The sequence below is a fragment of the Gardnerella vaginalis genome (genome assembly GCF_040427915.1).
Taxonomy (GTDB): domain Bacteria; phylum Actinomycetota; class Actinomycetes; order Actinomycetales; family Bifidobacteriaceae; genus Bifidobacterium; species Bifidobacterium vaginale_C.
The window spans coordinates 531062-556712 of sequence record NZ_JBETXJ010000002.1 but is presented as its reverse complement, the minus strand read 5'-3'; the positions used below and the strand labels follow the sequence as shown (position 1 = coordinate 556712).

At 40.2% G+C, this 25651-nt stretch carries 17 protein-coding genes, 2 tRNA genes and 1 pseudogene; 12 read left to right on the top strand and 8 right to left on the bottom strand.

The genetic code is table 11. From position 1 onward, the window contains the following. Positions 1-37 precede the first annotated feature (37 nt). From ABVC65_RS02225 to ftsY, 3 genes are all read right to left on the bottom strand, one after another. Entirely contained in the window at positions 38-1429 is a 1392-nt protein-coding gene (locus ABVC65_RS02225; RefSeq protein WP_353582499.1) for an MATE family efflux transporter, read from the bottom strand. Between the two features lie 376 nt (positions 1430-1805). Next, positions 1806-3638: an ammonium transporter gene (locus tag ABVC65_RS02220; protein WP_353582498.1), complete on the bottom strand. Its 1833-nt coding sequence runs from the start codon at positions 3636-3638 to the stop codon at positions 1806-1808. Between the two features lie 114 nt (positions 3639-3752). Beyond that, positions 3753-4874 carry a signal recognition particle-docking protein FtsY gene (ftsY, locus tag ABVC65_RS02215; protein WP_016828744.1) on the bottom strand — a complete coding sequence of 374 codons (1122 nt, stop codon included), beginning with the start codon at positions 4872-4874 and terminating at the stop codon, positions 3753-3755. 151 nt (positions 4875-5025) lie between these two features. Between ftsY and ABVC65_RS02210 the strand changes: the two genes are divergently transcribed. Next, positions 5026-5289 carry a glutaredoxin domain-containing protein gene (locus tag ABVC65_RS02210; protein WP_004114090.1) on the top strand — a complete coding sequence of 88 codons (264 nt, stop codon included), beginning with the start codon at positions 5026-5028 and terminating at the stop codon, positions 5287-5289. Positions 5290-5388: 99 nt separating this feature from the next. Next, a tRNA-Lys gene (locus ABVC65_RS02205) sits at positions 5389-5461 on the top strand. 103 nt (positions 5462-5564) lie between these two features. Here ABVC65_RS02205 and ABVC65_RS02200 read toward each other — a convergent pair. Next, positions 5565-6269: pseudogene (locus tag ABVC65_RS02200) on the bottom strand (ROK family protein); the annotation flags it as partial. A 742-nt stretch (positions 6270-7011) separates the two neighbouring features. On the opposite strand from ABVC65_RS02200, the gene ABVC65_RS02195 reads away from it, so the two are divergent. The 4 genes from ABVC65_RS02195 to ABVC65_RS02180 all read left to right on the top strand — a co-directional run bounded on the left by ABVC65_RS02195 (position 7012) and on the right by ABVC65_RS02180 (position 13587). Further along, a complete protein-coding gene (locus ABVC65_RS02195) occupies positions 7012-8331 on the top strand; it encodes an ABC transporter substrate-binding protein (protein ID WP_004574434.1) in 1320 nt (439 codons plus the stop codon). 108 nt (positions 8332-8439) lie between these two features. Then, the gene (locus ABVC65_RS02190; protein ID WP_004120282.1) at positions 8440-9372 is read left to right on the top strand and encodes a carbohydrate ABC transporter permease; all 933 of its coding nucleotides are present in this window, start codon (positions 8440-8442) and stop codon (positions 9370-9372) included. 41 nt (positions 9373-9413) lie between these two features. Next, positions 9414-10331 (top strand): carbohydrate ABC transporter permease, encoded by a 918-nt coding sequence (locus ABVC65_RS02185; protein ID WP_004120280.1) that lies wholly within the window; start codon positions 9414-9416, stop codon positions 10329-10331. Between the two features lie 103 nt (positions 10332-10434). Further along, entirely contained in the window at positions 10435-13587 is a 3153-nt protein-coding gene (locus ABVC65_RS02180; protein ID WP_016828740.1) for a glycoside hydrolase family 2 TIM barrel-domain containing protein, read from the top strand. Between the two features lie 106 nt (positions 13588-13693). Here ABVC65_RS02180 and ABVC65_RS02175 read toward each other — a convergent pair whose 3' ends face one another. The 4 genes from ABVC65_RS02175 to ABVC65_RS02160 form a co-directional block, all read right to left on the bottom strand. Further along, on the bottom strand, positions 13694-15121 hold the full coding sequence (locus ABVC65_RS02175) for an alpha-L-fucosidase (protein ID WP_004120276.1): 1428 nt from the start codon (positions 15119-15121) through the stop codon (positions 13694-13696). 223 nt (positions 15122-15344) lie between these two features. Further along, positions 15345-15791, bottom strand: a complete 447-nt coding sequence (locus ABVC65_RS02170; protein WP_004574429.1) for an RbsD/FucU family protein — start codon at positions 15789-15791, stop codon at positions 15345-15347. 158 nt (positions 15792-15949) lie between these two features. Further along, on the bottom strand, positions 15950-17365 hold the full coding sequence (locus ABVC65_RS02165; RefSeq protein ID WP_004114068.1) for a DUF4032 domain-containing protein: 1416 nt from the start codon (positions 17363-17365) through the stop codon (positions 15950-15952). 178 nt (positions 17366-17543) lie between these two features. Next, the gene (locus tag ABVC65_RS02160) at positions 17544-18671 is read right to left on the bottom strand and encodes an ABC transporter ATP-binding protein (RefSeq protein WP_004114066.1); all 1128 of its coding nucleotides are present in this window, start codon (positions 18669-18671) and stop codon (positions 17544-17546) included. A gap of 353 nt (positions 18672-19024) precedes the next feature. Between ABVC65_RS02160 and ABVC65_RS02155 the strand changes: the two genes are divergently transcribed. The 6 genes from ABVC65_RS02155 to ABVC65_RS02130 all read left to right on the top strand — a co-directional run bounded on the left by ABVC65_RS02155 (position 19025) and on the right by ABVC65_RS02130 (position 25595). Continuing rightward, positions 19025-20761, top strand: a complete 1737-nt coding sequence (locus ABVC65_RS02155; RefSeq protein WP_004574426.1) for a serine/threonine-protein kinase — start codon at positions 19025-19027, stop codon at positions 20759-20761. A gap of 99 nt (positions 20762-20860) precedes the next feature. Further along, positions 20861-21802 carry a DsbA family protein gene (locus ABVC65_RS02150; RefSeq protein ID WP_004120261.1) on the top strand — a complete coding sequence of 314 codons (942 nt, stop codon included), beginning with the start codon at positions 20861-20863 and terminating at the stop codon, positions 21800-21802. Positions 21803-21908: 106 nt separating this feature from the next. Continuing rightward, positions 21909-21982, top strand: a tRNA-Thr gene (locus ABVC65_RS02145). Between the two features lie 426 nt (positions 21983-22408). Beyond that, complete coding sequence (locus tag ABVC65_RS02140; RefSeq protein ID WP_353582497.1) at positions 22409-23935, top strand: G5 domain-containing protein; 1527 nt, start codon at positions 22409-22411, stop codon at positions 23933-23935. Between the two features lie 3 nt (positions 23936-23938). Then, positions 23939-24829: a 16S rRNA (adenine(1518)-N(6)/adenine(1519)-N(6))-dimethyltransferase RsmA gene (rsmA, locus tag ABVC65_RS02135; RefSeq protein ID WP_004120252.1), complete on the top strand. Its 891-nt coding sequence runs from the start codon at positions 23939-23941 to the stop codon at positions 24827-24829. 142 nt (positions 24830-24971) lie between these two features. Then, positions 24972-25595: a LytR C-terminal domain-containing protein gene (locus tag ABVC65_RS02130; protein ID WP_004120244.1), complete on the top strand. Its 624-nt coding sequence runs from the start codon at positions 24972-24974 to the stop codon at positions 25593-25595. Positions 25596-25651 lie beyond the last annotated feature (56 nt).

The following is a 25651-nucleotide window of genomic DNA, read 5'->3' as shown; positions in this document are numbered from 1 at the left end:
TATTTTACATATTTGTATACTTCACATATTTGTATACTTACATAATTGCAGACTTCATCCAATCATCTGTTTTAACTCTATGCGAATTTCCTAAAGCTCTTCCACCAATGTATACAAGGTTTAGCGCCACCCACAATGACACAGTTCTAATTATGTCAGTAGAGCAGAAAGCTATATTTACTAAGCACATTGCACTAATCGCAACAAGGTACACAATAGCTGTAATCGAGCACGATTTGGCCAAATACTTGTGATCTCCAGCTCCGATTAGCACTCCGTCTAAAGCCCACATAAATCCAGATAGAGGCAAGAAAATTCCAAGAATCGTCATTCCTATTGAAACTAAAAGTTGTATTTCTACGTTTGGGCTAAACAGTGGGGATAGTAGCCATCCTGCAAGCATCATTAATAATCCAACCACTACACTACTCAATGCGCCTACTTGTGCGCATATTTTTGTGATTATGTTAGCACGTGTTTTTAATCCTGCTCCAAGCGCAGAAGCGACTATTGTTTGAGCTGCAATTCCTATAGCGTCTAATATGTTCATAACAAAATTCCAGCAAGAATTTGCAACTTGGTATGCGGCTAAAGTGTTTGTTCCAAGTCGCGCAGCCGCTGCAACAGTTGCCACCATGCATGCACGCAACGCCAATGTGCGTATAAACAGTGGAATTCCACTTCCAGCGCTTTTAAGTATGCTATGCGCTTGCGGCATAAGTCTTGCTTTTTCGCGCGCTGCCCAAAAAATCGCTGGCAACGTTAAAACAATTCCCATATACCATTGCGCTATCATTGTTGCTATTCCAGAACCAAAAATTCCAAGGTTCATTCCGAACACAAATAGAATATCTAAAATAGCGTTTAGCACAGCTCCACTTATTGCAGCAAAAAGCGTGATTTTTACTTTGCTAAGTCCTCTAAAAATGCCATTTGCAGCGTAAATTAGCAACATTGCAGGCAATCCAGGCATAACAGTTTGAGTGTAAATAATCGCGTTTTTAAGCGTTTCGCCGCTTGCGCCAAAGCTTTGGCAAAGCGGACTCGCAAACAGCATTAAAACAAGCGTTAAAACAACTCCAAGCCCAAGCGCAAGCCACAATCCGTCCATTCCAACGCTTAGTCCTTGACGATTTTTCCCAGCACCTAATAGTCTCGCAACTTGGCTTGTGGTGTTGTACGCCAAAAACAGGCATAGTCCCGTTGTTGTTAAAAGCACGGTTGATCCTATTGAAAGCCCCGCTAGCTGCGTTTTACCTAAATGACCTACTATTGCGGTGTCTATTAAAACAAACGCTGGCTCTGCGATAAGCTGGCCAAATGTAGGAATAGCTAGAGAAAATATATGCTTCAGTAAATCTTTTTTGTTTATAGTAGATTCTTTATCTTCTTGACTATTGGTAACTGTGTTGCTCTTAGCTATTGTCATAATGCACTATTGTACTGTCGAAAAAACTTATACGATTAAGTATTTAATAAAACTATTATTTTTATTACTTTTATTATTTTTATTACTTATTACATTACTTTTCTAAATCTGATGTTCGGAAGCTTGCGACTTTTCCTTTTCCATTTCGCTATCATAAATATTTGCCAATTGCAAATCAAAATTATTTTTGGAAAAGTTATCCGCAGGATATCCACAATGTTATCCCCCATTTGTGTATAACTTTTTGATATACGCACAGCAACACGCCTAAAATGTGGATAACTCAAAGTTTTTATCCACATCGCTTAGCCCGTGTGTGTCATAATCTTGAGATATTCACACCAATGGGGGATTACTTTACACAAACTTTGATATTTTATTGCTTTTTTTGAGATTTCTTAGAATTACTTCTAGATTTATCCGACTTATTTTCCACAGAACTAGAATCAGCTTCTTCTGAATTTTCTGACTCTTCTCCATCTTTTTCAGTTTCAATCTTCTCTTCGCCCAATTCAACTTCGTCTTGCGATTGAGCAGAAACATTGTCATAAGAATGAGCTGAATTGTCGCCAGCAACCGCTGAATCACTATCTGAATCTACAAAATCACCATCTGCATCTACAACTGATTCATCAACAGAAATAGCTACTGGAGTAAGAACTGCAACTTGGGTTTTCCCTTCTTCAGAATCAGCAACTTCTACAACAGCTCCAGCTCTAGCTTGAGCAATACTCGAAAAGTCGTATGCGCGCTCACCCTGATCTGCCAAATCAACACCCTTACGCTCCTTAGCTTCCGATATTCTCCAACCAAAAAGCTTCTCTAAACCAAATGCAACTAAAGCAGTAACTGCACCGGAATAAAGCACGGTGATTACAAGTAGACAAATCTGAGCTATAAGCTGATGCCAGTCACCAACGCAAAACAGCCCGCTACCATCAGCAAACAATCCCACTGCAAAAATACCGATAAGAGCAGCGATGCCGTTCACACTCACAACGTGAAGCGCTCCATCATAACGCGCAAAAGTCTTAGAATGCGTTGCAAGGCATGTAGCAACACCAACAATAACACCTAATACCATTGCCCATAAAGGCGCAATCACATCTGCAGCGGCAGCGCTAGCAGCCAAACCCGCCATAATTCCAGACGCGGCACCAACAGCAGTAAAACAGCCTGAACGCAAGCGCTCTATAACACCCCAAGCAAGCATAGAAGCAGATGCTGTAATAGTGGACGAAACCCAAGCATATCCAGCAACTCCAGGAAGACCTACAGAAGATCCAATCATTAAGCCAAGCCAGCCAAACCAAATAATAAAAATTCCTAGAACAACAAACGGCACATTATGCGGATGGCGTTTTAGAACATTTACAGAATTATCCGCAACATCACTAACAGCTTCAACAGAACCACTAGAATCTTCTGCCTTAGAAGATGACGAACCCGTATTAGTTTCTAATTTACTAAATCTCGCAACGTCAGCCCACAATGCACGAACCAAATTCCCCTTATGCTCAGAATTGTTACTACTGTTACTACTCTTATCTTGAACAGCAGAGGATTTGGTATGAAGCACAAATCGCTTTAACGGGAAGTGCGCATGACCACCAATAATTAGCACGATTGCGAGCGCAGAAACTGCTGCAGTCAGGTGCAGCAACGATCCTCCAGCAAAATCATGTACTTGAATTCCTAGAGCTTGTGATATTGCGCCATTAGGAGAAAGCAATCCTCCTCCGCAAACCATATGCGCTAGCGGAGCAAATACTAAAGTGACCCACACCGCCACAAATATAAGCCAAATTGCGTATTTTACGCGCCCAGCCAACGCGCCAGTAATAAGAGCAACTGCTACAACAGCGCACGCTAATCTAAAGGCTGCTGGAATACCTCCGCCAGACAAGCCTGTGTTCGCGTCCATAGAAGTAAAAATTCCATGATCTGCAACCATTGAATCACGTAGCAGCAAACCACTCACAGGATCGCCCACAACGCCGCCAATCATGTCTTTTCCAGCGAAAGCCATTGACCATCCCCATAGCGTCCAAACTATGGTTGTTACCGCAATCGCTCCAGCAGAAAGCATCATCATGTTGACCATAGATGTTGCTCGTTCGCGACCGCCATAAAATAGAGCAATCCCTGGCGTAATTATAAACACTAAAGCAGCGGCCAATAATGCCCATTGCGGATCCATTGCGGTCATCTTTCACCTCACAATACACAACCCTCGGCGGTTATGCTTTCAATATTCTATTTTATATGTTCTTTTATATTCTACTCAACTGGCGCTGCGTGATTAATAACTAATTACTATAGATTAATCCAATATTCCATCCACAAAACTTTCTGGATCGAATGGAGCTAGATCGTCTGGACCTTCTCCCAATCCGACAAGTTTTACAGGAACACCTAGCTCTTTTTGAACAGAAACCACGATGCCGCCTTTCGCGGAACCGTCTAGCTTAGTTAAAACCACACCTGTAATTCCAATTGCCTCAGCAAAAACTTTTGCCTGAACCATGCCATTTTGACCAGTTGTAGCATCAAGAACCAAAAGGACTTCATCTACAGGAACAGTTTTTTCAATAACTCGGCGAATTTTGCCAAGCTCGTCCATAAGATTTGCCTTATTTTGCAGCCTTCCAGCCGTATCTACGATCAAAACATCTGAATTGGATTCCTTTGCTTTAGTAGCACCGTCAAATGCTACAGAAGCTGGATCTGCACCGTCTTTTTCGGATCGAACGATTTTAACACCTACAGCATTTGCCCAAGTTTCAAGCTGATCGGCAGCTGCAGCGCGGAAAGTATCTGCTGCAGCTAATATTACCGAGCGATTTTTCGAAACCATCAATCTAGCAAGTTTCCCAGCAGTGGTGGTTTTTCCAGTGCCATTTACACCAACCATCATGATTACACTTGGCTTATGTGCTTTAGAAGAATCCGCATTTAGGCTTCTATCTGTTTTGGCACCAACAATATCCAGCAATTTTGCACGAAGTATTTCACGTACATCTTGTGCACTTGCTGTTCCAGAAATCCTAGCATCTTTTCTAAGTGATTCAACCAATTCATCACTTGCCTGTGCTCCAACATCTGCCATTAAAAGCGTATCTTCTACATCTTGCCAATCTTCTTCTGAAAGATTATCTTTGCTCAATATGTTGAACAGAGCACGACCAAAAGGATTCGCACTATTAGCAAGTTTAGAGCGCAATCTTGTAACTCGAGAGGCAACGTTTTCAGGCGCAGATGGTTCAACATTGCTATCACTTTTTACCACGCTAGGCAGTGGATTATCTTTGCTAGTAGGTATTAAAGGACCTCGCGACTTGCTGATAATTCTCAGCACAACTGCCGCAGCCACTAAAAGCACTGCTAAAATAACTGTGCCAACAGCGGACCATATAATCAAATCTAAATCCATAACTATATTCATATAATAAAGACTATGAAATTAAAGGGACAGTTGATTAGATTGCAACAAAGACTGTTGCTACAGTAAGCAAAAATCACGTAAATATTAGCATTTTAATACAATACTTTTGTAAGTTAATTTTGTAATCAAAAATTGAATTGGAGTATTGCGTATGGAAAACTCGCCATTGATTGATGTTTATGGAGCAGATTGGTGCGGCGATTGCATCAGAGCTAAAGCTGCGCTTAATAAGTTTAATGCTGCTTTTACTTGGCATAACATTGAATCTGAAGAAGGCGCCGAACAAAAGGCTATCGATATTAGCGGGCAGAAGCATATTCCTGTCGTTACTTTTAGCGATGGAAGTTTTATGGTTGAGCCGACTGCAACTCAGATTAAAGAAAAACTTGAGGAACTAGGACAGATCAATTTGTGATTTTTGCTTGCAATTTTGCAGCGACTTTCCGCAAAACACACGCTACATGTAGACATGAGTTGGATTAGTCTACAAAATGTAGTACACTAGGCATTTGTTGCCCCTTTAGCTCAATTGGCAGAGCAGAGTCCTTTTAAGTCTTGGGTTGTGGGTTCGAGTCCCACAGGGGGCACTTTTTTATACTCATTTGCATTTCGAAGTACTGCCTGTACAACAGCAATGCTCTCACCACGTAAAACTATGTCATTACCGCAAGAACATTGTTGTACACGAATAGAATGATTTTGTAATGTTGAGGCGGCTTCGGCATTAATTGCATATTCGGTTGCGCCTAAAAATATATCATCGACAATATCTTTTGAACCGTATACAAAAATATCATCTAAATCAAGTAAGCTAACCGACGGAGCAAGCACATGTCCAAGTGAACGACCTGCTTCCTGTAGTATTGTTGTTCTGTCTAAAGGATTCTCATTAATTCTTCTTCGTAAGTTAGCTGCAGATATAAAAGTCTCTAAACAACCACGCTTACCACACGTGCATTGTGGACCATCTGGATCAACAACTACGTGGCCGATTTCACCTGCAGCATGATGAATACCCAAAACGAGCGAATCATCGATTAACAATGCTGCGCCTACGCCAACAGCGATTTGAACAAAAATGCCAGTTGCTCTGCCAGTCCCACAAAAACGTTCACCGATCAAAGCACTATTCGCGTCATTATCTACTGCACAAAACTTACCAAAATGTTGTTGAAACATCTTACGTAAAGGTACATTCTTCCACCCAAAATTCGCAGTTTCAACTACTACACCATCTTCATCAACAATGCCTGGGACAGCAACACCAAAACCAAGTATGTGCGAGGCACCATCAAGTAGTGACTCAGCTAAAGCAATTACAGTTTCAGGCGTAACAGCAGTAATTTTATCAAAGGATTTTTCAACCCTAGTTACAATTTCACCGCGTAAATTCATGACAGCAGCTTGCAACAAAAATGGCATTGATAAGTCCAGAACAATCACATTCCAATATTGATCATCTACACTTACTAAAGTACCTTTTTTACCAGGTCGCGTTGGTTGTTCATATCCATTTTCCATCAGAAAGTGTTTATCTAACATATCAGACACGACTTCGCATGCAGCAACTCGCGATAATCCGGTTTTCCTGCCAATTTGTGCTCTAGACATAGGACATGATGAAAAAATTTGTCCAAAAACCATCATGCGATTATTGATTCGTACATCAGCGGGTTCATGTTTTTTAGTAACTGTCATAGAAGGTGATAGAAAGCAAGACAGGGCATTATCATCAGTTGTTCCAAACATGACACTCCTCAAGTATAGGGCTGTTGCAGCATACTGAAAGTAAGTACTACATCGTACCATCCCACCAATAGGCCAAATCATCAGGAAAATTGTTGTCAGCGCATGCACTCACAACAAAATTTCACAATAAACTATATTGTACTCTCTCAACCATTGTAGCCATCTGTAACGCATACGCGCTAGGCATAACTACCATAATTACCATAATTCTTAACAATGATTTCATCCCAATATACACACAAGTGTTTGTATATTTCTTGGCCTTTACAACAAATAAATAATTTGTTAAGATAGTTAACATTGAATGTTCCAACGACATAGATGCCGCCGGCAATCAATACACAACTCGTCAAAGTCGACAAGTAAAGCTTCAAAGAAAGGAAGCGCCATGCATAGTGGAAAGAAAATTATTGGCATCATTGCAGCAGCGAGCGCCGCTCTACTATCGCTTGCTGGATGCGGTAACACCAATAACTCGAGTTCATCAGCGCAAGTTGATACTAAAACACCTGTTAACCTCACTGTGTGGACTGGTAATACAACACCAACAAAAGCAGCAGCAGCAATATTTGAAAAGAAATATCCAAACGTAAAAATTAAAGTAGAAACTGTAACAGACGCTTATCAGGCTCTGGATACAGCCATTCAAGCTGGATCTGGAATTCCAGACGTTATGGAATTTGAGTACTTGACAGTTCCTTATTTCGCAATTCAAAACAAACTTGTAGATTTAAGCACTCTTGGCGCCAATAATGATAAAGGCACATTTGTGAAAGGCGCATGGCAGGACATCAGCTTCAACAATAAGCCATACGCAATTCCAATGGATTACGGCCCAAGCGTTATGTTCTACAATAAGGCCATATTAGAAAAAGCAGGAGTAAGCAAAGTACCAGAAACTTGGGAAGAATATTACCAAGCAGCTAAGAAAGTAAAAGCGCTCGGAGACAAGTACTACATAACAAATGACGCAAGCGATATCTTCACATTGCTATCTCTTGTATGGCAAGCTGGAGGGCATCCATTTAAGGTGAACGGAACCACTGCTCATATTAACGTAAAAGATCCAAAGATGCAGGAAGCTGTATCTTACTATCAGAAGATGATTCAAGAAGGATTGATTGCAACTAATATCAAAACTTGGTCCGATGATTGGAACAGAGCTTTAAACGATGGAACTATTGCCACACAAATCATAGGAGGATGGTTCACCTCTAGCATTAAAGACCGCGCTCCAAAACAAGCTGGAAACTTCCGTGTTGCTCCTATGCCTCAATGGAAAGCAGGCGAACAGTTGAGCGCAGAAAACGGCGGCTCTGGCTTTGCTATTCCAGCGAAAGCAAAGAATCATCAATGGGCTTGGAAATTCTTGCACTTCCTCGCCTACGATAAGGAAGGCGTGAAAGCACGCGTTGATGCTGGAGTATTCCCTCCAAATGTTTCCGTACTTAAGAATAGCGAGTTCCTCTCTTCTACTGACCCTTACTTCGGAGACCAGAAGTACCGTGAGCCTATTGCTGATTCAGCTCAAAAAGTAGGAGAAGGATGGCAGTACCTTCCGTTCATGGAAAAAGTGCGTGATCTATATGGCGACAATATGGATTATGCAAAGGTTGCAAAAGGCGAATCACTTCAAACGCAGCTAGAAAACTGGGCTAAGCTGTGCATTGACTATGGAAACAAGCAGGGCTTCACAGTAAGCAAATAATGTTTACTCATAGTAGCAAATAAACTCATTACCATTTTAAGGTGCTGTTGGTGCTACAACACCAGCAGCACCTATTTAACTGAAAAATTTTTACATTGGGGGAAAGCAATGATATTGAACACTTCTAAAAATAAACGAGCGAATTTAACACGGCAACGCAATGGCATTAAACGCGAAGGAGCTGCTGGTTGGATGTTCGTGCTTCCATTTTTGCTTCTCTTTACCTTCGTGTTTATTATTCCACTTGTATACTCGATGTACATTAGTTTCTTTGGACACCAATTAATTGGCGGAACTGTGTTTGTCGGCGCAAAAAACTATCTCGAACTCTTGAAAGATCCATTATTGTGGCAGGGTATTGCACGCGTTCTCATATTTACAGCAATCCAAGTCCCTCTAATGTTAATAATTTCGATTTGTCTAGCGCTTGCTATCGACTCGAAACGTCTATATGGTACAAACTGGTGCAGAATCTCAATATTCATTCCATACGCCGTTCCTGGTGTTATCTCCACATTAATGTGGGGGTTCATCCTAGGAACCAGATATGGTCTGTTTAAGAATTTTAATGAAATATCTCATACTGATATAAATCCATTTTCTCCTTCATTTATCATGATTTCTATTGGAGTAATGATTAGCTGGGCTGCTATTGGATATAACATGCTCATCTTCTATTCTTCATTAAAGGCTATTTCACCAGATCTTTACGAAGCTGCTGTAATTGACGGTGCAAGCTATCGCCAAATAGATCGTTATATCAAGCTTCCAGAGATTAGAGGCTCATTGGCTATCACTACTATCTTCTCAATAATAGGTAGTGTACAGCTTTTCAACGAGCCGCAAATTTTGTCTAAAATGGTTGGAGGCACTGGCATTACAACCAGTTGGACACCAAACTTATACATTTACAATCTAGCTTTTGGTGATTCTTCACAGGGATATGCTGCAGCAGCGGCATTGATTATGGCAATCATTGTTATTGTTGTTACATTTACAATTCAAATTCGCAATATGCGCAAAAATGTCACTGCTGATTAACACTAAACAAACATGCAATGAAGCATCCAAAGGAAGAACAAATGATTAATACAACAAAATCATCAAACAATCAGGCAGCGATGCCTCCACGCACGAGGTTCTACACTGTTGAACATCCAAAGAAGAGCCCAATGATGACATTCTGGGTGTATCTATATCTCTTATATGCCCTCGTTCCATTTGTTTGGCTATTCATAAATGCTACAAAAACTAAGGCTGATTTTGCTTCTACATTCGGCCTATCATTTGGATCCTCATTCGCGCTATGGGACAATATAATAGAGGTATTTACATATAACAATGGCATTTTCGCGCGATGGATTCTGAATACGGTCCTATACACAATAATTGGCACTATTATTTCTGTATTGTTTGCAACTATGGGAGGATATGCTCTAGCAAAACTCAATTTTAAAGGTAAACACTTTATTTTGCTAACCATCTTAGGATCTATGGCAATTCCAGGAGTACTGCTGGTAGTTCCACAGTTCTTGATTTTCTCGCAACTTGGTTTAACGAACACTCCTTGGGCTGTAATAATCCCATCGCTCCTAAACCCATTTGGTCTATATTTAATGTGGACATTCTCAGGGCAAAGTGTTCCAACTTCTCTTATAGAAGCAGCACGTATTGATGGCGCTGGTGAAGGACGCATTTTCTTCCAAGTGGCATTACCACTTATGAAGCCATCATTGGTAACAGTGTCATTGTTTGCATTTGTTTCTATTTGGTACAATTACTTCCTTCCATTGATAATGCTTAAAGACTCTAAATGGTATCCATTGGCATTAGGACTTGCACAGTGGAATGCTCAAGGAAATGAAGGCGGCAATATGCCGATTATTCCAAACCTAGTCATTACCGCATCTTTGCTGGTCGTATTCCCACTGATCCTGTTGTTCTTAGCATTGCAACGCTACTGGCAATCAGGCTTAGCAATTGGAGCAACAAAAGGATAACCTACTAAATCTGCTTTTATTGCTTCTGACAGTTTTATGCTGTCAGAAGCATAATTAATCTATACGTATTCTTAACTTTTACTAACACAATTTGGAGCATGTAATGGCTAGGCCATCTATTTATAATGACAATACTTGTTGGGATGAGCCAACATATACTTGCATATCTTCTAATAATGCAAAAACTGATTGGATAACGAATCCTCAGGTTTTTGCCGTTAACACTATTCCAGCGCATTCACATCATCATTACACAATCAACGGTACCACACCAATACAGTCACTTAATGGAACGTGGGAAGTAAAGCTACTTTCTTCCCGCATATTCAACCCTGAAAACTTAGATGAGAATATTAAAAATTACGAAGATTCTTCATATAAAACAATCTCAGTTCCATCACACTTACAGATGAATGGTCTATTAAAACCGCAATACGTTAACGTTCAGTACCCTTGGGATGGCCATGAGGACGTTCAAGCACCAAATGTTCCTTCCTTAAATCACGTGGCAATTTATAAGAAACATTTTGTTTTACAAAATAATCTTAAACAGATTTTGAACGAAGAAGGTAAAGCTACTATTACCTTCCATGGAGCACAAACAGCTATTTACGTATGGATTAACGGAAAGTTTGTTGGATATGGTGAAGACTCTTTTACGCCGAGCGAATTTGATATTACTCAATTTTTGGAAGATTCTGAAAATAGTATTGTTGTAGCATGCTACGAATTTTCTAGCGCATCATGGTTAGAGGATCAAGATTATTGGAGACTACACGGCATTTTCCGTTCCGTTGAACTGCGTGTACAGCCTTCCAACCATATATCAAATCTTCATGTTGATGCAGATTATATTAATGATACAAATACTGGGAAACTCGCATTTAGAGCAAACATAGAAGGAGACAATTTAACAGATATTACACTGCACGCTTATCTTACAAATCATAAATACAGCAACGATAAATTCACAAATAATAATGAGATCTTGTGGGACTGCACGCTACCTGCACAAACAATTACTGAACTAAAACCGACTACTATTCCTAACGCACTACCTTGGAGTGCCGAATATCCTGCGCTATACGACTTACATATTGATGTTGTAAGCAAACAATCAAATATTATTGAACATGTAGTGCAGCCGATTGGTTTTAGACATTTTGATATTGAAAACGGCATAATGAGATTAAACGGAAAACGCATTATTTTCAAAGGCGTGAACCGTCATGAATTTAATTGCGACAGAGGCCGAGCAATCACATATGATGACATGGTTTCCGATGTGCGTTTTTGTAAGCAACACAATATAAACGCTGTACGAACTTCTCACTATCCTAATCAAGATGTTTGGTACGATTTATGCGACGAATATGGGTTATATCTTATTGACGAAACTAATCTAGAAACACATGGAACGTGGTCAGATGGGCGCGGAAACATAACTCCAGAATGCGCTATTCCTGGAAGTAGAGACGAATGGCGTGCCGCGTGCGTAAATCGCGTCGATAGCATGATTCAACGCGATTACAATCACCCGTGTGTGCTGATTTGGTCTCTCGGAAACGAATCCTTTGGTGGAGACGTATTTCGTTCTATGTATCATCATGCTCATGCACTAGATGCACATCGTCCAGTGCATTATGAAGGTCAGACTATGGATAAGTCTTGGCGCGATACTAGTGACATTGAAACGCGCATGTATGCTCACGCAGATGAAATAGAAAAATACGTATCAAACAACCCAGATAAACCTTATATATCTTGCGAATACATGCATGCTATGGGGAATTCATTGGGAAACATGAACGAGTATGTTGCTCTTGAAAAGTATCCACATTACCAAGGTGGTTTTATTTGGGATTTCATCGATCAGGCGATAAAACAAACTCTACCGGATGGAAGCACACGTTTGACATATGGTGGAGACTTTGATGATCGACCTACCGATTATGAATTCTGTTGCAACGGTCTATTATTCGCAGATAGAAAACCAAGTCCTAAGGCCATTGAAGCTAAACAACAATATGCAAATATAAGACTATTTCCAAACGAAAATGGTGTTCGCATAGAAAATCATCAGCTTTTCACAAATACTGAAAATTACGTATTTTTGGCACAATTACGAGTTGACGGCAAAATTATGTGGTCTCAACCATATACGTGTAATGTGGAACCTGAAAATGATTTTGAAATGCCGATAGAGTGGCCGTTGGAACAGTATCAAAGCAGTGGGGAAGAAATTACTTTTGAAGTTTCGTGCGCGCTTGCAAAATCTACATGTTGGGCACAAAAAGGATACGAATTATCGTTCGGACAATACACAATACTCACTAAAAATTCAGAATCACAAGCTAAGCAAATATCAGATGCACGATTACATAAAGATGGCACTGTTACTATTGGACGCTGGAACGCAGGAACACGTAACTCTTCAATAGAAACGCTTTTTTCATATTCACAATGTGGGCTTATTTCATACCGCCTTGGCGAACGAGAATTTGTGATTAAACGCCCTTTGATCACTACATTCCGAGCACTAACAGACAATGACCGCGGTTGCAAACATGGTTTTGAGCGTGCTCAATGGTCCGTAGCAGGTAAATATGCTAAATGCGTAGATCAAACAGCCGAGAAGCTCGACGACAATACGCTACAAATTGTATACAAATATGAGCTTGCTAACGCAGACCATACAACAGTGAATTTAACATATGTGTCTAAAACATCAGGAGATTTACACATTGAACTAAATTATGTTCCTTCTGGAGAAGATTTACCTTCCATTCCAGCATTTGGATTGGAATGGATGCTACCGATAGAATACAGAAACCTTGAATTCTATGGTATTGGTCCTGTTGAAACATATGCAGACCGTATCAGTGCGGGACGTTTAGGAATTTGGAAAACAAATGCTTTTGACGATTTTATGCCATATCTTGTTCCACAAGAAACTGGTAATCATGAAAAAGTAAGATGGGCAAACATAACAGACGATTCTGGGCATGGCATGCGTATTCAGCGACATAATAGTACCAGCAACTTCTGCATAAGTTTACTTCCATACAGCAGCACTATGATAGAGGAAGCACAACATATAAGTGATTTAGGTGACTCAAAACATATGTTCTTGCGAATTCTTGCAGCACAAATGGGAGTCGGCGGCGATGATTCGTGGGGCTCGCCTGTGCATACCGAATATCATTTGCCTGCCAATAAACCATATTCTCTAAATGTGGATTTGCAATTATTCTAACCCTCCCTCCTATAGCCAATACCGCTGATATAGTTACAAAAAAGTTTCTATGTCAGCGGTATTTTATTACTAGTGAAATAAATTTATATCAGAGTTTTGTTTTCTACTACTCGTCTTGTGCAACTAGTGGATAGCATGATTGAAGAGCTACATATTGACGAATACTAGTTATTTTCACAGTTAACGATACTGCACGAATCGTGTCAAAACGTAGAATTTTGCGATATCCTATGGCATGAACATCTGAAACATGATGATTTACTCCACTTTCATCAACAATGTGAATTTCAGCTGTTTCAACATGTTGTCCTTTACTAATATCTTCTTCAATAACTAAGCCATCAATATCAGTAGGCTCAGTAAATACCATACGAAAATCAATCGGCTTAGAAGATGACAATGCCGTACCCTGTTTTCTGTCAATCAAGTACTTTGGATTTCCCTCATATGCATTAGTACTTAAAACTTGTATTGATAATGCTTCAGGATCTCGTAATTCACGCTCATGGAATTTACGAATTTTATCGCCCAATTCTTTTAAAATCTTAACATCAGAATCTGCTAATAAACCATGACGCGTTGGCGGCACATTCAACAAAAGTGTTGAGTTACCCCCTACAGATTGACACCATATATCAAATAATTCATCAGAACTGCGAACATTATTATCCTCATTATCGTGATGGAACCAACCTTTGCGAATAGAGGTATCAACTTCTGCTGGATACCAAGCAAAATCGCCTTCGTAGTTTGCAAGCGCTTTACGAGACCCCAAATCTTCATCAGTAGACGCAAATTTGCGAGAGAACTTACCATCATCTGATTGTTGTGATTTTGAAGAGGTTAATTCAGCACTACGTAATTCTGTAGGCAATACGCTCCACTCGTTAGAGCGTGCATGACCAGCTTCATTGCCGCACCAACGCACATCTGGACCGCAAACACTGATAACAGCATCTGGTTGCAAAGCACGGATTGTACTATAGATTCGTTGCCAGTCATAAGTTTGTGTTTTACCATTCTCCCCCTCGCCGCAAGCACCATCAAGCCAGACGGAAAAAATAGGACCATAGTGCGTTAGCAATTCAACAAGTTGATTAATATAAAAATCGTTGTAAATTTTGCCAGTTCCGTATGATGATTCGGTACGATCCCATGGTGAAAGATATACGCCAAATTTCATATTATGTCGACAAGCTGATTCACTCACTTCGCGCACAATATCTCCTTTGCCATTTTTGTATGGAGAGTACGCAATGGTATGCTTGGTGTACTTTGATGGCCACAAGCAAAAACCATCATGATGCTTGCAAGTTAGAATCACACCAGTCATACCTGCCGATTGTAAAGCATCAAGCCACTGGTCAACATCTAAATTATCTGGATTGAATAGCTTCGGATCTTCATGGCCAAGCCCCCATTCACGATCTGTCATAGTATTCATTCCAAAATGAATAAAACCATACATTTCCATACTCTGCCAAGAAATTTGACGTGCTGTAGGCCTTACATTTGCGAGATAATCCTCATTCATACTGCCACCCTGCTTTAGTAATCAATGCAACTTCACACCGAACAATTAATTGTTTACTATATTAACAAAAAACAAGGATGTGTGCCAGTTAAATCATTATCAATACAAAACTAAAAACACTGCAGCGCAAAATAAGAAATTACAAAAATCTTATTTACAACGATGCAGTGTTAAAAATACTCTAACCAAAATCTCTGGTAGGGTTTATTTGTTTAAGAGTTATTTATTCTCCAGCGAAAACCACACCTTTTCGAAGCATAATATTCGCATATTGAGCGCGTTCACCAGTAGCAACCACACAATATGCATTCTTAGCTTCATCATAAAATGCAAAACGCTCTAAGGTTCCTATGGCATTAGCGCCGCGCTTATCAAAACCAGAGATAATATCTTCATAGTCGTTCCAAATTGGGGTTTCACAAGGATCCCCTGGAACAACTTCCATAAGAGTAACTGGCTTAGATGTGTACTGGTCAAGAGGCATAAGCTTCAATATAGCTTTTAACAATTCTGAAGTACCATGTCCATCGCAACGAACAACAATTGCATCTTTTCCTACCGATTCGGTTGGAAAATTTCCATCTGCCAAAACCAAAACATCTCCATGTCCCATTTCGCAAAGTACTTTCAATAATTCTGGCGGTATAATGGGATCAATGCCCTTTAACATAGAAATCTCCTTTGATTTACATAATAACTATTTCCGTTAGTTGACAATCATTGGCAACTAACAGGTTGAATAATATCACACGATATTAATAAAAAATTCCATAATTATAGCAAAATATTCTTTGCTAACTAAAGAAAAATATGCACTAACGAGTGAATTCAACTAGCCCAAACGCTAGCGTCTTGGTCATCTTCATCAATATCGCGAGTCATAGGAGACGAAGTAGAATACGTGTATTCATCGTCTACCACACCAGAATCAGCATCTGCATTAATCGCGGCCAAAACACGCTTGTCCATCTTATATTGCGGCAAAACGTTCTTAATATAGCTTGTTACAGCATCTTGCATAGAAACATCATGCCCAACGCGTTCCGCCATAAACCAACGATGATCTAATACTTCATGGAAGAACTGTGCAGGTTGGATTTGCGATCTAAACTCAGCAGGAATCATGCGTACCGTAGGCTCAAACACCTCACGCATCCAATCAGTAGCAACAATCTCCAACTCTTCACCCTGGCGCCACGTAGACGTACGATAAGCGTCTAAATCATTAAGAAGCCTACGAGCCTGGTTCTCCTGAACATCAAGACCAGTCAAACGAAGTAGCTTACGTGAAGCATAACCAGCATCCACAACTCGTGGACGAACCAACACTCTTCGCCCATCCACAGAAGTTTTCATTTCCAACTCGTCAACATAAAAACCAAGCTCATTAAGCCTATTGACTCGTCTTTCAATACGCCACATTTCGTCTGGACTAAATTTGTCCACATCTGTAAGCGTGCTCCAAAGAGAATGATAACGGTCAACGAGCCTATCTCCAATGCTAATCTCATCGACCTCACCAGGCAAAAGTTGACCAGAACTTAAATCCATTAGTTCGCCAATTATGTTTGTGCGAGCTAAATCAATATCGTATTCACGCTGACCTTCTGTAAGGCTTCCATGCAAATCACCTGTTTCAGCATCAACTAGAAATGCTGTAAAAGCATCCGCGTCTCTTAAAAATAGAACGTTAGAAAGAGAAACATCTCCCCAATAGAATCCCGAAAGATGCAGACGAACCATAAGCACAGCAAGCGCATCAATCAAACGCTCTGCAGTATCAGGTCTTAATGTACGAGCAAACAGAGCGCGATATGGAAGAGAGAATTTAAGATGACGAGTTACCAGCATTGCCTCAAGCGGTTCACCGTTCTTATCTTTTCTACCAGCTACAACAGCTATAGGAGTAACAGTTGGAAGCTCCAATTTGCGCAAACGCCTTAAAAGCTCATATTCGCGTTCAGCAACTTGACGAGTAATTTCCTTCATTGCATACACTTCGTCGCCTACGTGCACAAATCGCACAACGTGCCTAGAGATACCGCGCGGCAAGTTTACAAAAAGATTTGTAGGCCATTGAGATAATGGAAGCTCCCACGGAAGCATAAACATTTGAGGATTAGAGCTTGCAGCAGTAATCTTCAAAGCTTGAGGCTCTGCAGAAGATACAGTTTCATCCTGCGCAGATACTGATGTTGCTTGCATAGCACGTGGATCCAATAAAGGAGTATCGTTCCATTCCATAAAGTTTAATCTACCCGTTAAGTTCGAACGCCAATAATCGAATAATAAATCGCAATCAAATTATAACTAATCGTAAATAATTCAAACGATGCGAAAACGGGGCTCGCGTAGCGAACCCCGCCATACCCTTATACAGAAATCTTGGGCACTTTAAACAAAGCACCCAAGAAAACAGCAATTAGTTCAAACGCAGCTCTGTAGAAGGTGCAAACAGGTGCATCTTGGATGGATCAATCTTGATCTTTACAGTGTCACCGACCTTTGGAAGCGCACGTGGGTTCACGCGAATCGTTGTGAGCTTGTTCTGGTCGCTCATCATTGTAGATGCCTCTTCTGGAGAGCCATCAGTGATGATGTTGCCGTAAATATAACCGTCAGAGCCAAGATCTTCCACGTTCACAACCTTCAAGGAGAAGGCATTTGGATCATCAGAAGTTGCCAAGCTTGCATCTTCTGGACGGAAGCCGACAATAATCTGACCCTTATCTTCTTCAGTAAGCTTATCAACAGCTTCTGCTGGAAGAGTGATGGAATCTTCGCCAATCTGAGCCTTGCCGTCAACAACTGGATGCTGGTTGATGTTCATAGATGGGGAACCAATGAAGCCTGCAACGAACACGTTCGCTGGACGATCATAAAGCTCGGTAGGAGCACCAACCTGCTGCAAAACACCAAGCTTGATTACAGCAATACGGTCACCCATTGTCAAAGCTTCAGTCTGATCGTGGGTCACGTAAAGGGTAGTGACGCCAAGCTGACGCTGCAATGCTGCAATCTGTGTACGAGTCTGTACACGAAGCTTTGCATCAAGGTTGGAAAGAGGCTCATCCATGAGGAAGACTTTTGGTTCACGAACAATTGCACGACCCATTGCCACGCGCTGACGCTGACCACCAGAAAGTGCCTTAGGCTTACGATCCAAGTACTCAGTCAAATCCAAAACCTCAGCAGCCTTTTCAACACGCTTGCGGATTTCTTCCTTACTTACGCCTGCAATCTTAAGAGCAAAGCCCATATTGTCTGCAACAGTCATATGCGGATACAATGCGTAGTTCTGGAACACCATTGCAATATCGCGATCTTTTGGCTGCATAGTAGTAACATCTTGACCACCAATAAGAATGCGACCTTTGTTAACCTCTTCCAAACCAGCCAACATTCTCAATGTCGTTGACTTACCGCAACCAGATGGACCAACGAGTACAAGGAACTCGCCATCCTTAATAGTCATGTTCAAATCATCAACCGATGGCTTGTCATTGCCTGGGTAGATACGGGTGACATGATCAAATACAACTTCTGCCATGATATTTTCCTTTCATCGGCAGGTACGTGCCGAACGATCCGTTGTGAAGGGTGTGCACTCAAGACCCCAAGTCCTACATCGGCGGCGTCAATCGTCCACATTTACTTACATGGTTCATTGAAGGTTCTCTTCGTTGAGCCATGCTCCAATATATCATGTTTATTTAGTAAAAACAGCAAAATTACAGTATTTTCTGGCATTTCGGCGTGTCGAACAGATAAATCACATATAAACAATGTTTAATAAACACGCATTAATATGTGTTAAATATCTAAACATTTGTTTATAAAATTTTGTATAAATTTTCCTCTGGAACGCATAATTGGCATACTCTCCCATTACCATAATGCATTATGGAAGATGTGAGCATATTTGATTTGCGTTCTGGCCAAAACATTGGCGGATACACGCTAATTGAACGCTTAGGCGGAGGAGCTATGGGCTCTGTCTGGCGCGTCCACGATGACGGTGGCCAATTTTACGCAATGAAAATTCTGCGCGCATCTATGTTAGAAGATCAAAGTGAAGATTTAGATTCATTAGAAAACACTAATCCTCAAGAACAAGCAAGACTTAGACTTAGACGAGAAGCTCTAGCTTTACAAAAAATTCATCACGAAGGCGTGTGCTCAATAGTAGATATGGAACTTGACGCTTCCATAGCATTTATAGTTACAGAGCTAATTGATGGTCACAATCTTAAAGAAGATGTAGCTATTAACGGTCCATATGTAGCAGACGATTTAGAACGACTAGCTCACAAGCTAATCGATGCAGTAAAAGCGGTTCACAACGCTGGAATAATACACAGAGACATTAAGCCTACAAACGTTATGATTTCTACAACAGGACCAGTTTTGGTTGATTTTGGTATATCTATGGGTCAGGGCGAATCGCATGTTACACGCACTGGTTTAGTTATGGGCACCCCTGGTTTTATTGCTCCAGAAATCATTGAAGGATCAGATTCTGACGAGATTACAGATTGGTGGAGCGTCGCTGCAGTTCTTGCTTTTGCCGCAACAGGAAAGCCTGTTTTTGGAACAAAACCAATAATGGCGGTTTTGGAAAGGGCAGCTTCAGGAAACGCTAATCTTAATGGACTCCCTATAAATACTATGCGTGCATTTAAGTCTGCATTAAGCCCTAAAAGAAGCGAACGCTGTACTCCCGAACAACTTGAACAAGCTATTTGCCAAGATGCATTAAATCCTATGGCTTTACAGGAATCTAATTACCCTTTTGACCATACGTCTGATGGGTTAACTGTACCTAATCAGCTAACACAAACTCGCATTATGCCAGAAAATCCTAGAAAACTGTGGGTTGCTGAAGATCCTAAAAGCAGTGATTTTACAACACCTGTTGATACGACACTTTTTAATACAACACGTTTTAATACAGATTCTGATGACTCTACAAAAATTGTTGATAGACAAAATTTTGATCAACAAGATGTTGATGAACAGAATAATGTTTATCAAGATGAACAAGAATACGCGAATGAACAAGAATACGCGAAAAATTCTGAACAGGGTAATATACATCCTAAAACAAGTAAATATATGTTTCGCGGAACATTTTCTTTAATAATATTTGCAATACTTTCCTCATCTATTTCAGTATTCTCTATTATTGACGCACTATCTGCAAACATTATTCTTATGCTTGTTACAGCCACAATAGGATACAATGTTTGCGCACAATTACGCAGACAATCCGCAAACGATTCGACTGGTGGGAAAGATTGGTTGATAAGAATCGGTAGTATACCTTGGCATTTTGTACGAGCGTCTATTTACACGATTCCTAGATTAGTCACAATGATAATTACAGGTGTTATTGGCGCATATATCTACCCACTTATGATTCATGCGACTCCACAATTAATTAAATTCAAAATATGGTTTATTACCATACAATTTCCAACTTACTCTCCAGATGTTTTCTCTCAAACATCAATTGGATATCTTATTGGTTTTATAGCAGGATGGATTATTGCTTTTATTTTAGGGAAAACTAAGATTTTCAGAATCGGAGCAGGAGCAATTCTCGGAGCGGGAAAAATCTCAAACGAGCAAGAAATATAGACAGTTGATACCGTCAACTAGACTATTTTGCAGATATTTTTATTCCACGAGAACATCACCAAATTTGCTTGTACAGAAACCTGTGCAGAAAGGAATAACATGCCAGATATTAATCAAAACAGCATGCAGAATCACAATGGTAAAGATCTTAAAGATAAAAAGGCTAAAGAGTTACGCCAGCAAACTATTGTTGGAATCGTTGTTGTGGTTATTTTAATTGGCATGATTGCTGCAATTGGCATTACGGCTCTTAACGCAAGCAATATGGAAAATCAAAAGAAAATTGAGCAAGCTCAACAAGCAAAGAAAGCGGTTAAAAATCTTACAGGTGACCAAAAGCCTAAGTACGCTAACAACGAGGGCGGAATTTTAATCAGCAAAAACGGATATGGAACAACAGTTGAGAATGCTCCAACCATTGCAGTTTATGCCGATCCACTATGCCCTGGGTGCGGTAATTTTAATCGCGAATCGGATCAAATGCTTATTGCCATGATGAAGGCTGGTCAGATTAATCTTGAAATTCACCCAATGTCATTCTTAGATCGAATTTCTAGCGACCACTATTCAACACGTGTAACTGGCGCAATCGCATACATTTCGTCTAACGACGACAATCCTTTGCATTTACTTCAATTTATTAACAACATTTTTGCTGAAGATTTCCAGCCAGAAGAAGGAGATGATTACAAGCCTGTAAGCAATGAAAAGCTTATTGAACAGGCAATTAAGGCTGGAGTTAGCAAAGAGGTAGCAAGTAAAGCGTTTGATAGGAATTATCTCGCTTGGCAAGATGCTATTAATTCCGATACTCCAAATCGTAAAGCTTTGTGGAATGTTAGCGGACAAAATAAGGGCGCTATGACCACTCCAACAACTACTATCAACGGAAAACTGCTTGATATGGTTGTGGTTGGTAAGAAGAATCTCAGTACACCGGATGCTATTCTTAAGTCTATTGGATTAGACAAGTCTAAGGTTGGCGTTTCTGGCGTTATGCCAAAAATAACTGACAAAGATCAGCCAAATCCTATTGACTAGTTCTTGTTGATTAGCGTTTCAGCGCGAACAAGTTGCATTTTGGCATTGGGTGCTGGTACACTAATCAATGTTTTGCGCGCACGCTAGTTATTGCACGCAGGAACGCGCCTCCTTAGCTCAGATGGCCAGAGCGGCCGCCTTGTAAGCGGCAGGTCGCCGGTTCGATCCCGGCAGGAGGCTCTGTTTTATTCTTCTACTTGTTGAAATATAATTGTTGATAGTGTTAAGTTGAAGGCCTTTGGCAATTTTAGTAAAATTTGCGTTAAAGGGTTAGAATTAAAGCAAATAAGTTTATAGATTTGTCGTATGATAATTTATAAAAAGTAAGACTTGTATTCATCATAAAATATAAAATAAAAACTTACAAAAGATTTGCATTGTAGACTTTGCTTGAGTAAGTTCTCGGAAATCTTCCCCCAACTCAGGATTTCCGAGTAAGAGGGTGGAGCGTCCCCCAACCAGCTCCTCCTCTATGGGGGCGGGAACAATCCCCTTCTCTCCCGCCCCCACTTTTATGATAGATTTCATCAACATTTATAAGCTTTTAGCTCAGTTGCGAGCATTATATATAATTAAAGTTCAGTTTTACTTTGGAAGTGAGGTTGAATGGCACGCAGATGGACGCCTCAAAGGTTTGTTGTAATGAGAAGAATACGCATCCTTGTATGCGTTTTGGCTCTTATTATTTCAAGCACTGGGATTTTTACTCTTTCTGCGCGCAAATCTGTAGCTCTAATTGTCAATGGTAAAACAAGAATTGTCACAACCTATGCGTCTACTGCACAAAGACTTTTGCAGGAACAAAAAATACCTGTTAAAACGCATGATCAAGTTATTAGTACTTCGGGAGAAATTCTTGCAGATCACACAACTGTAACTGTTAGGAGCGCTTACCAAACTTCTGTAACAGTAGATGGCATAACAATACCATTTTGGACTGTTGCAACCAGCGTAGATCAACTAATTGGATTCTTCCAAGCAAATGCATATCATGCTGCAAAAATCACAGTAAATTTGCAAAATATTTACGACAAACTCACTGGAGGATTGTCTATTAACAAAAAAGGACCTGTAGAGGTTATTTGCGATGGCAAATCTAGGATAGCGCCAGATGGAACACTTCCAGCAAGTTCTATTCTCGATTCTCTAGGAATCGTTTTGGGAAAAGAAGATAGAGTTACCGTAAGCGAAAATGGATCACAAACCGTATTACGCATTCTTCGCGTAACTCATGGAAAAGAATCTAGAAATGTCATCATTCCTTTTGACACTAGAACGATAAATGATCCAAATTTGCCATCTGGAGTGAGAGTTGTTAGACAATCTGGCATAAATGGCGAACGCACAGACTTATACAATGTGACTTATGTTGACGGTAAAGCAGAAAGCTCTGTATTAATAAAACAAAACGTGATTACTCCTGCAACAGATCAGATTGTTGCTGTAGGTAGCAAACCTAATCCTCAAACCCCTAAGCAGAATAAGCAAAGTAGTAACAACACTAACGGAAAGACTTCACAAAAACCTTCTAGTAATACTAATTTGAATAAAACTAACACTAAACAAGAAACAAAAACACAAGAATCTAAAAAACCTTCTCAAAATAGTCAATCCCAACAAAGTGTGCAAAATTCTCAAAACCAGAGCAATAGTAGTTCACAAAATCAGCTTCAACCTAATGCGAATAATCAGCAAAATCCTTCTTCCTCTTCTCAAACACAAGCACCTGCAGCATCACAGCCAGCATCACAAACACCAGCTCCCGCTCCTTCAGCTCCACCAGCACCTGCTCCACCAGCCAACAATCCCAATGGCATGGTTCACGCCACTCCTGAGCAAGCAAAACTATATGCTCAAGCTGCATGTGCTCAAATTGGTTGGACTGGCGCAATGTGGGAAGATCTTGTTAAATTGTGGACAAGAGAATCTCACTGGCGTTGGAACGCAGAAAATAAAAGCTCTGGCGCATACGGAATACCACAATCTCTTCCAGCAAACAAAATGGCGAGCGCAGGAGCAAATTGGCACGAAGATGCATCAATACAAATAACGTGGGGAATTAATTACATTAAAAGCAAATACGGGAATCCTAGCGAAGCATGGAAGCATTCAGAAAAGTTTAGATGGTATTAAAGTTTGGATGGTATTAAATTGACAGAAAATAATATTAGTGAGCAAGAAGGCTCTCTTCTTGGAGCCGCTGACATCCGTAGGATTGCAGCAGAAGAGGGTATTACTCCTACTAAAAAATTCGGTCAAAATTTCGTTATTGACCCTGGTACGGTTAAGAAAATCGTTGCTGCGTCAAAAATTAATTCATGTGATTACGTTATGGAAGTAGGTCCAGGTCTTGGATCTTTAACACTTGCTATTTTGCAAACTGGAGCAAATCTTACGGCTGTAGAAATAGATCCTCCGCTTGCTAAACGTTTGCCTAGTACCGTTAAAGAATTTATGCCTAACGCCTTGGAACGATTTAATGTGATTCTTAAAGACGCGCTCGAATTAAACGCTCAAGACGTTCCAAATTTAGCAAATGCACAACACTTTACTCTTGTTGCTAATCTTCCTTATAATGTTGCAACCCCTATTATTCTTACTCTTCTTGAAAAGTTTAATAATCTTACGAGTTTCCTTGTAATGGTTCAAAAAGAGGTGGCAGATCGCCTCTGCGCTCAACCAGGCACAAAAACATATGGAACTCCAAGCGTAAAGTTGGCTTGGTATGGCGAATCTCAAAAAGCTGGTTTAATTGGTAGAAATGTATTCTGGCCTGCTCCAAATGTTGATTCTGCTCTCGTTTATTTTGAAAGAAACAACGCGATAAGAGAAGATGATCAAGAGCGAGAAAAAGTGTTTAAAATTATTGATGCAGCGTTCCAACAAAGAAGAAAAACACTGCATTCCGCTCTTAAAGGCATTATTTCTAATGAATCGTACGATATTGCTGGAATAGACCCAACTAGGCGTGGAGAGACCCTTACATGCGCAGAATTCTTGGCTCTTTATAAGGCTTCACAGATATGAATTATTTTTAAAAACACAGTCATACATAGTAAGTAAAATTGCTAGTATTGTTTTGTGCATAAAACATTATGATTTTATGCACAATTGCAAGTCTCGTACAATAAGATACGCAACAGAAACATAGTACAGATCGGAAGTTAGCATGACGCAATTTTACGACGAGCGACTGGCGCGCAGAGAGTTCATGTACCAAAAGAAACGATTTGTACTTACTACTGTTGGAATTTGTGTTGGAGCAGCGTTTCTTCTTGCTGTTCTAGTGCAATGCCATGTATTTGGTATTGCTGCCCCTAAAACTCCAGAAATCGACCCAAATTATGGAGTTCAAGCGCCTTGCCCTACAAAAAATAAAGATGAGAATAAGGCTACTTATATCGATAATCGTGCTGTTCCTATTCGAGTACTAAACGGAACAAAATTCCGTGGATTCGCAAGAGCAGTAGGAGAAGGACTAAGAAACCGCGGTTTTAACCTGATCGAAGTTGGAAATAGCGAAAAAAGTGTAAAACGCACAACAATCTACTTTGGTAAGCAATCAATTAATGAAGCTTATACTTTAGCTGCTAACTTTAAAGACGCTATTTTGCGAATGGACGATAGACAAGATAAGCTAATTGACGTGGTTTTAGGTGCAACATTCAACAATCTTAAACCTAAGACTGATGTTCCTGCAGCAGGTGCAACAATAGCGGAAATAAAAGGATGCGCTGATTTTAACTCTATGAAAAATCTTCCAAAATCCGCAAATCATAATCCAGTTCAATAAGTTTTATTCAACTACATGATGTTAAATCAAGGATGTTAAATAAAGCAAAATAAAGT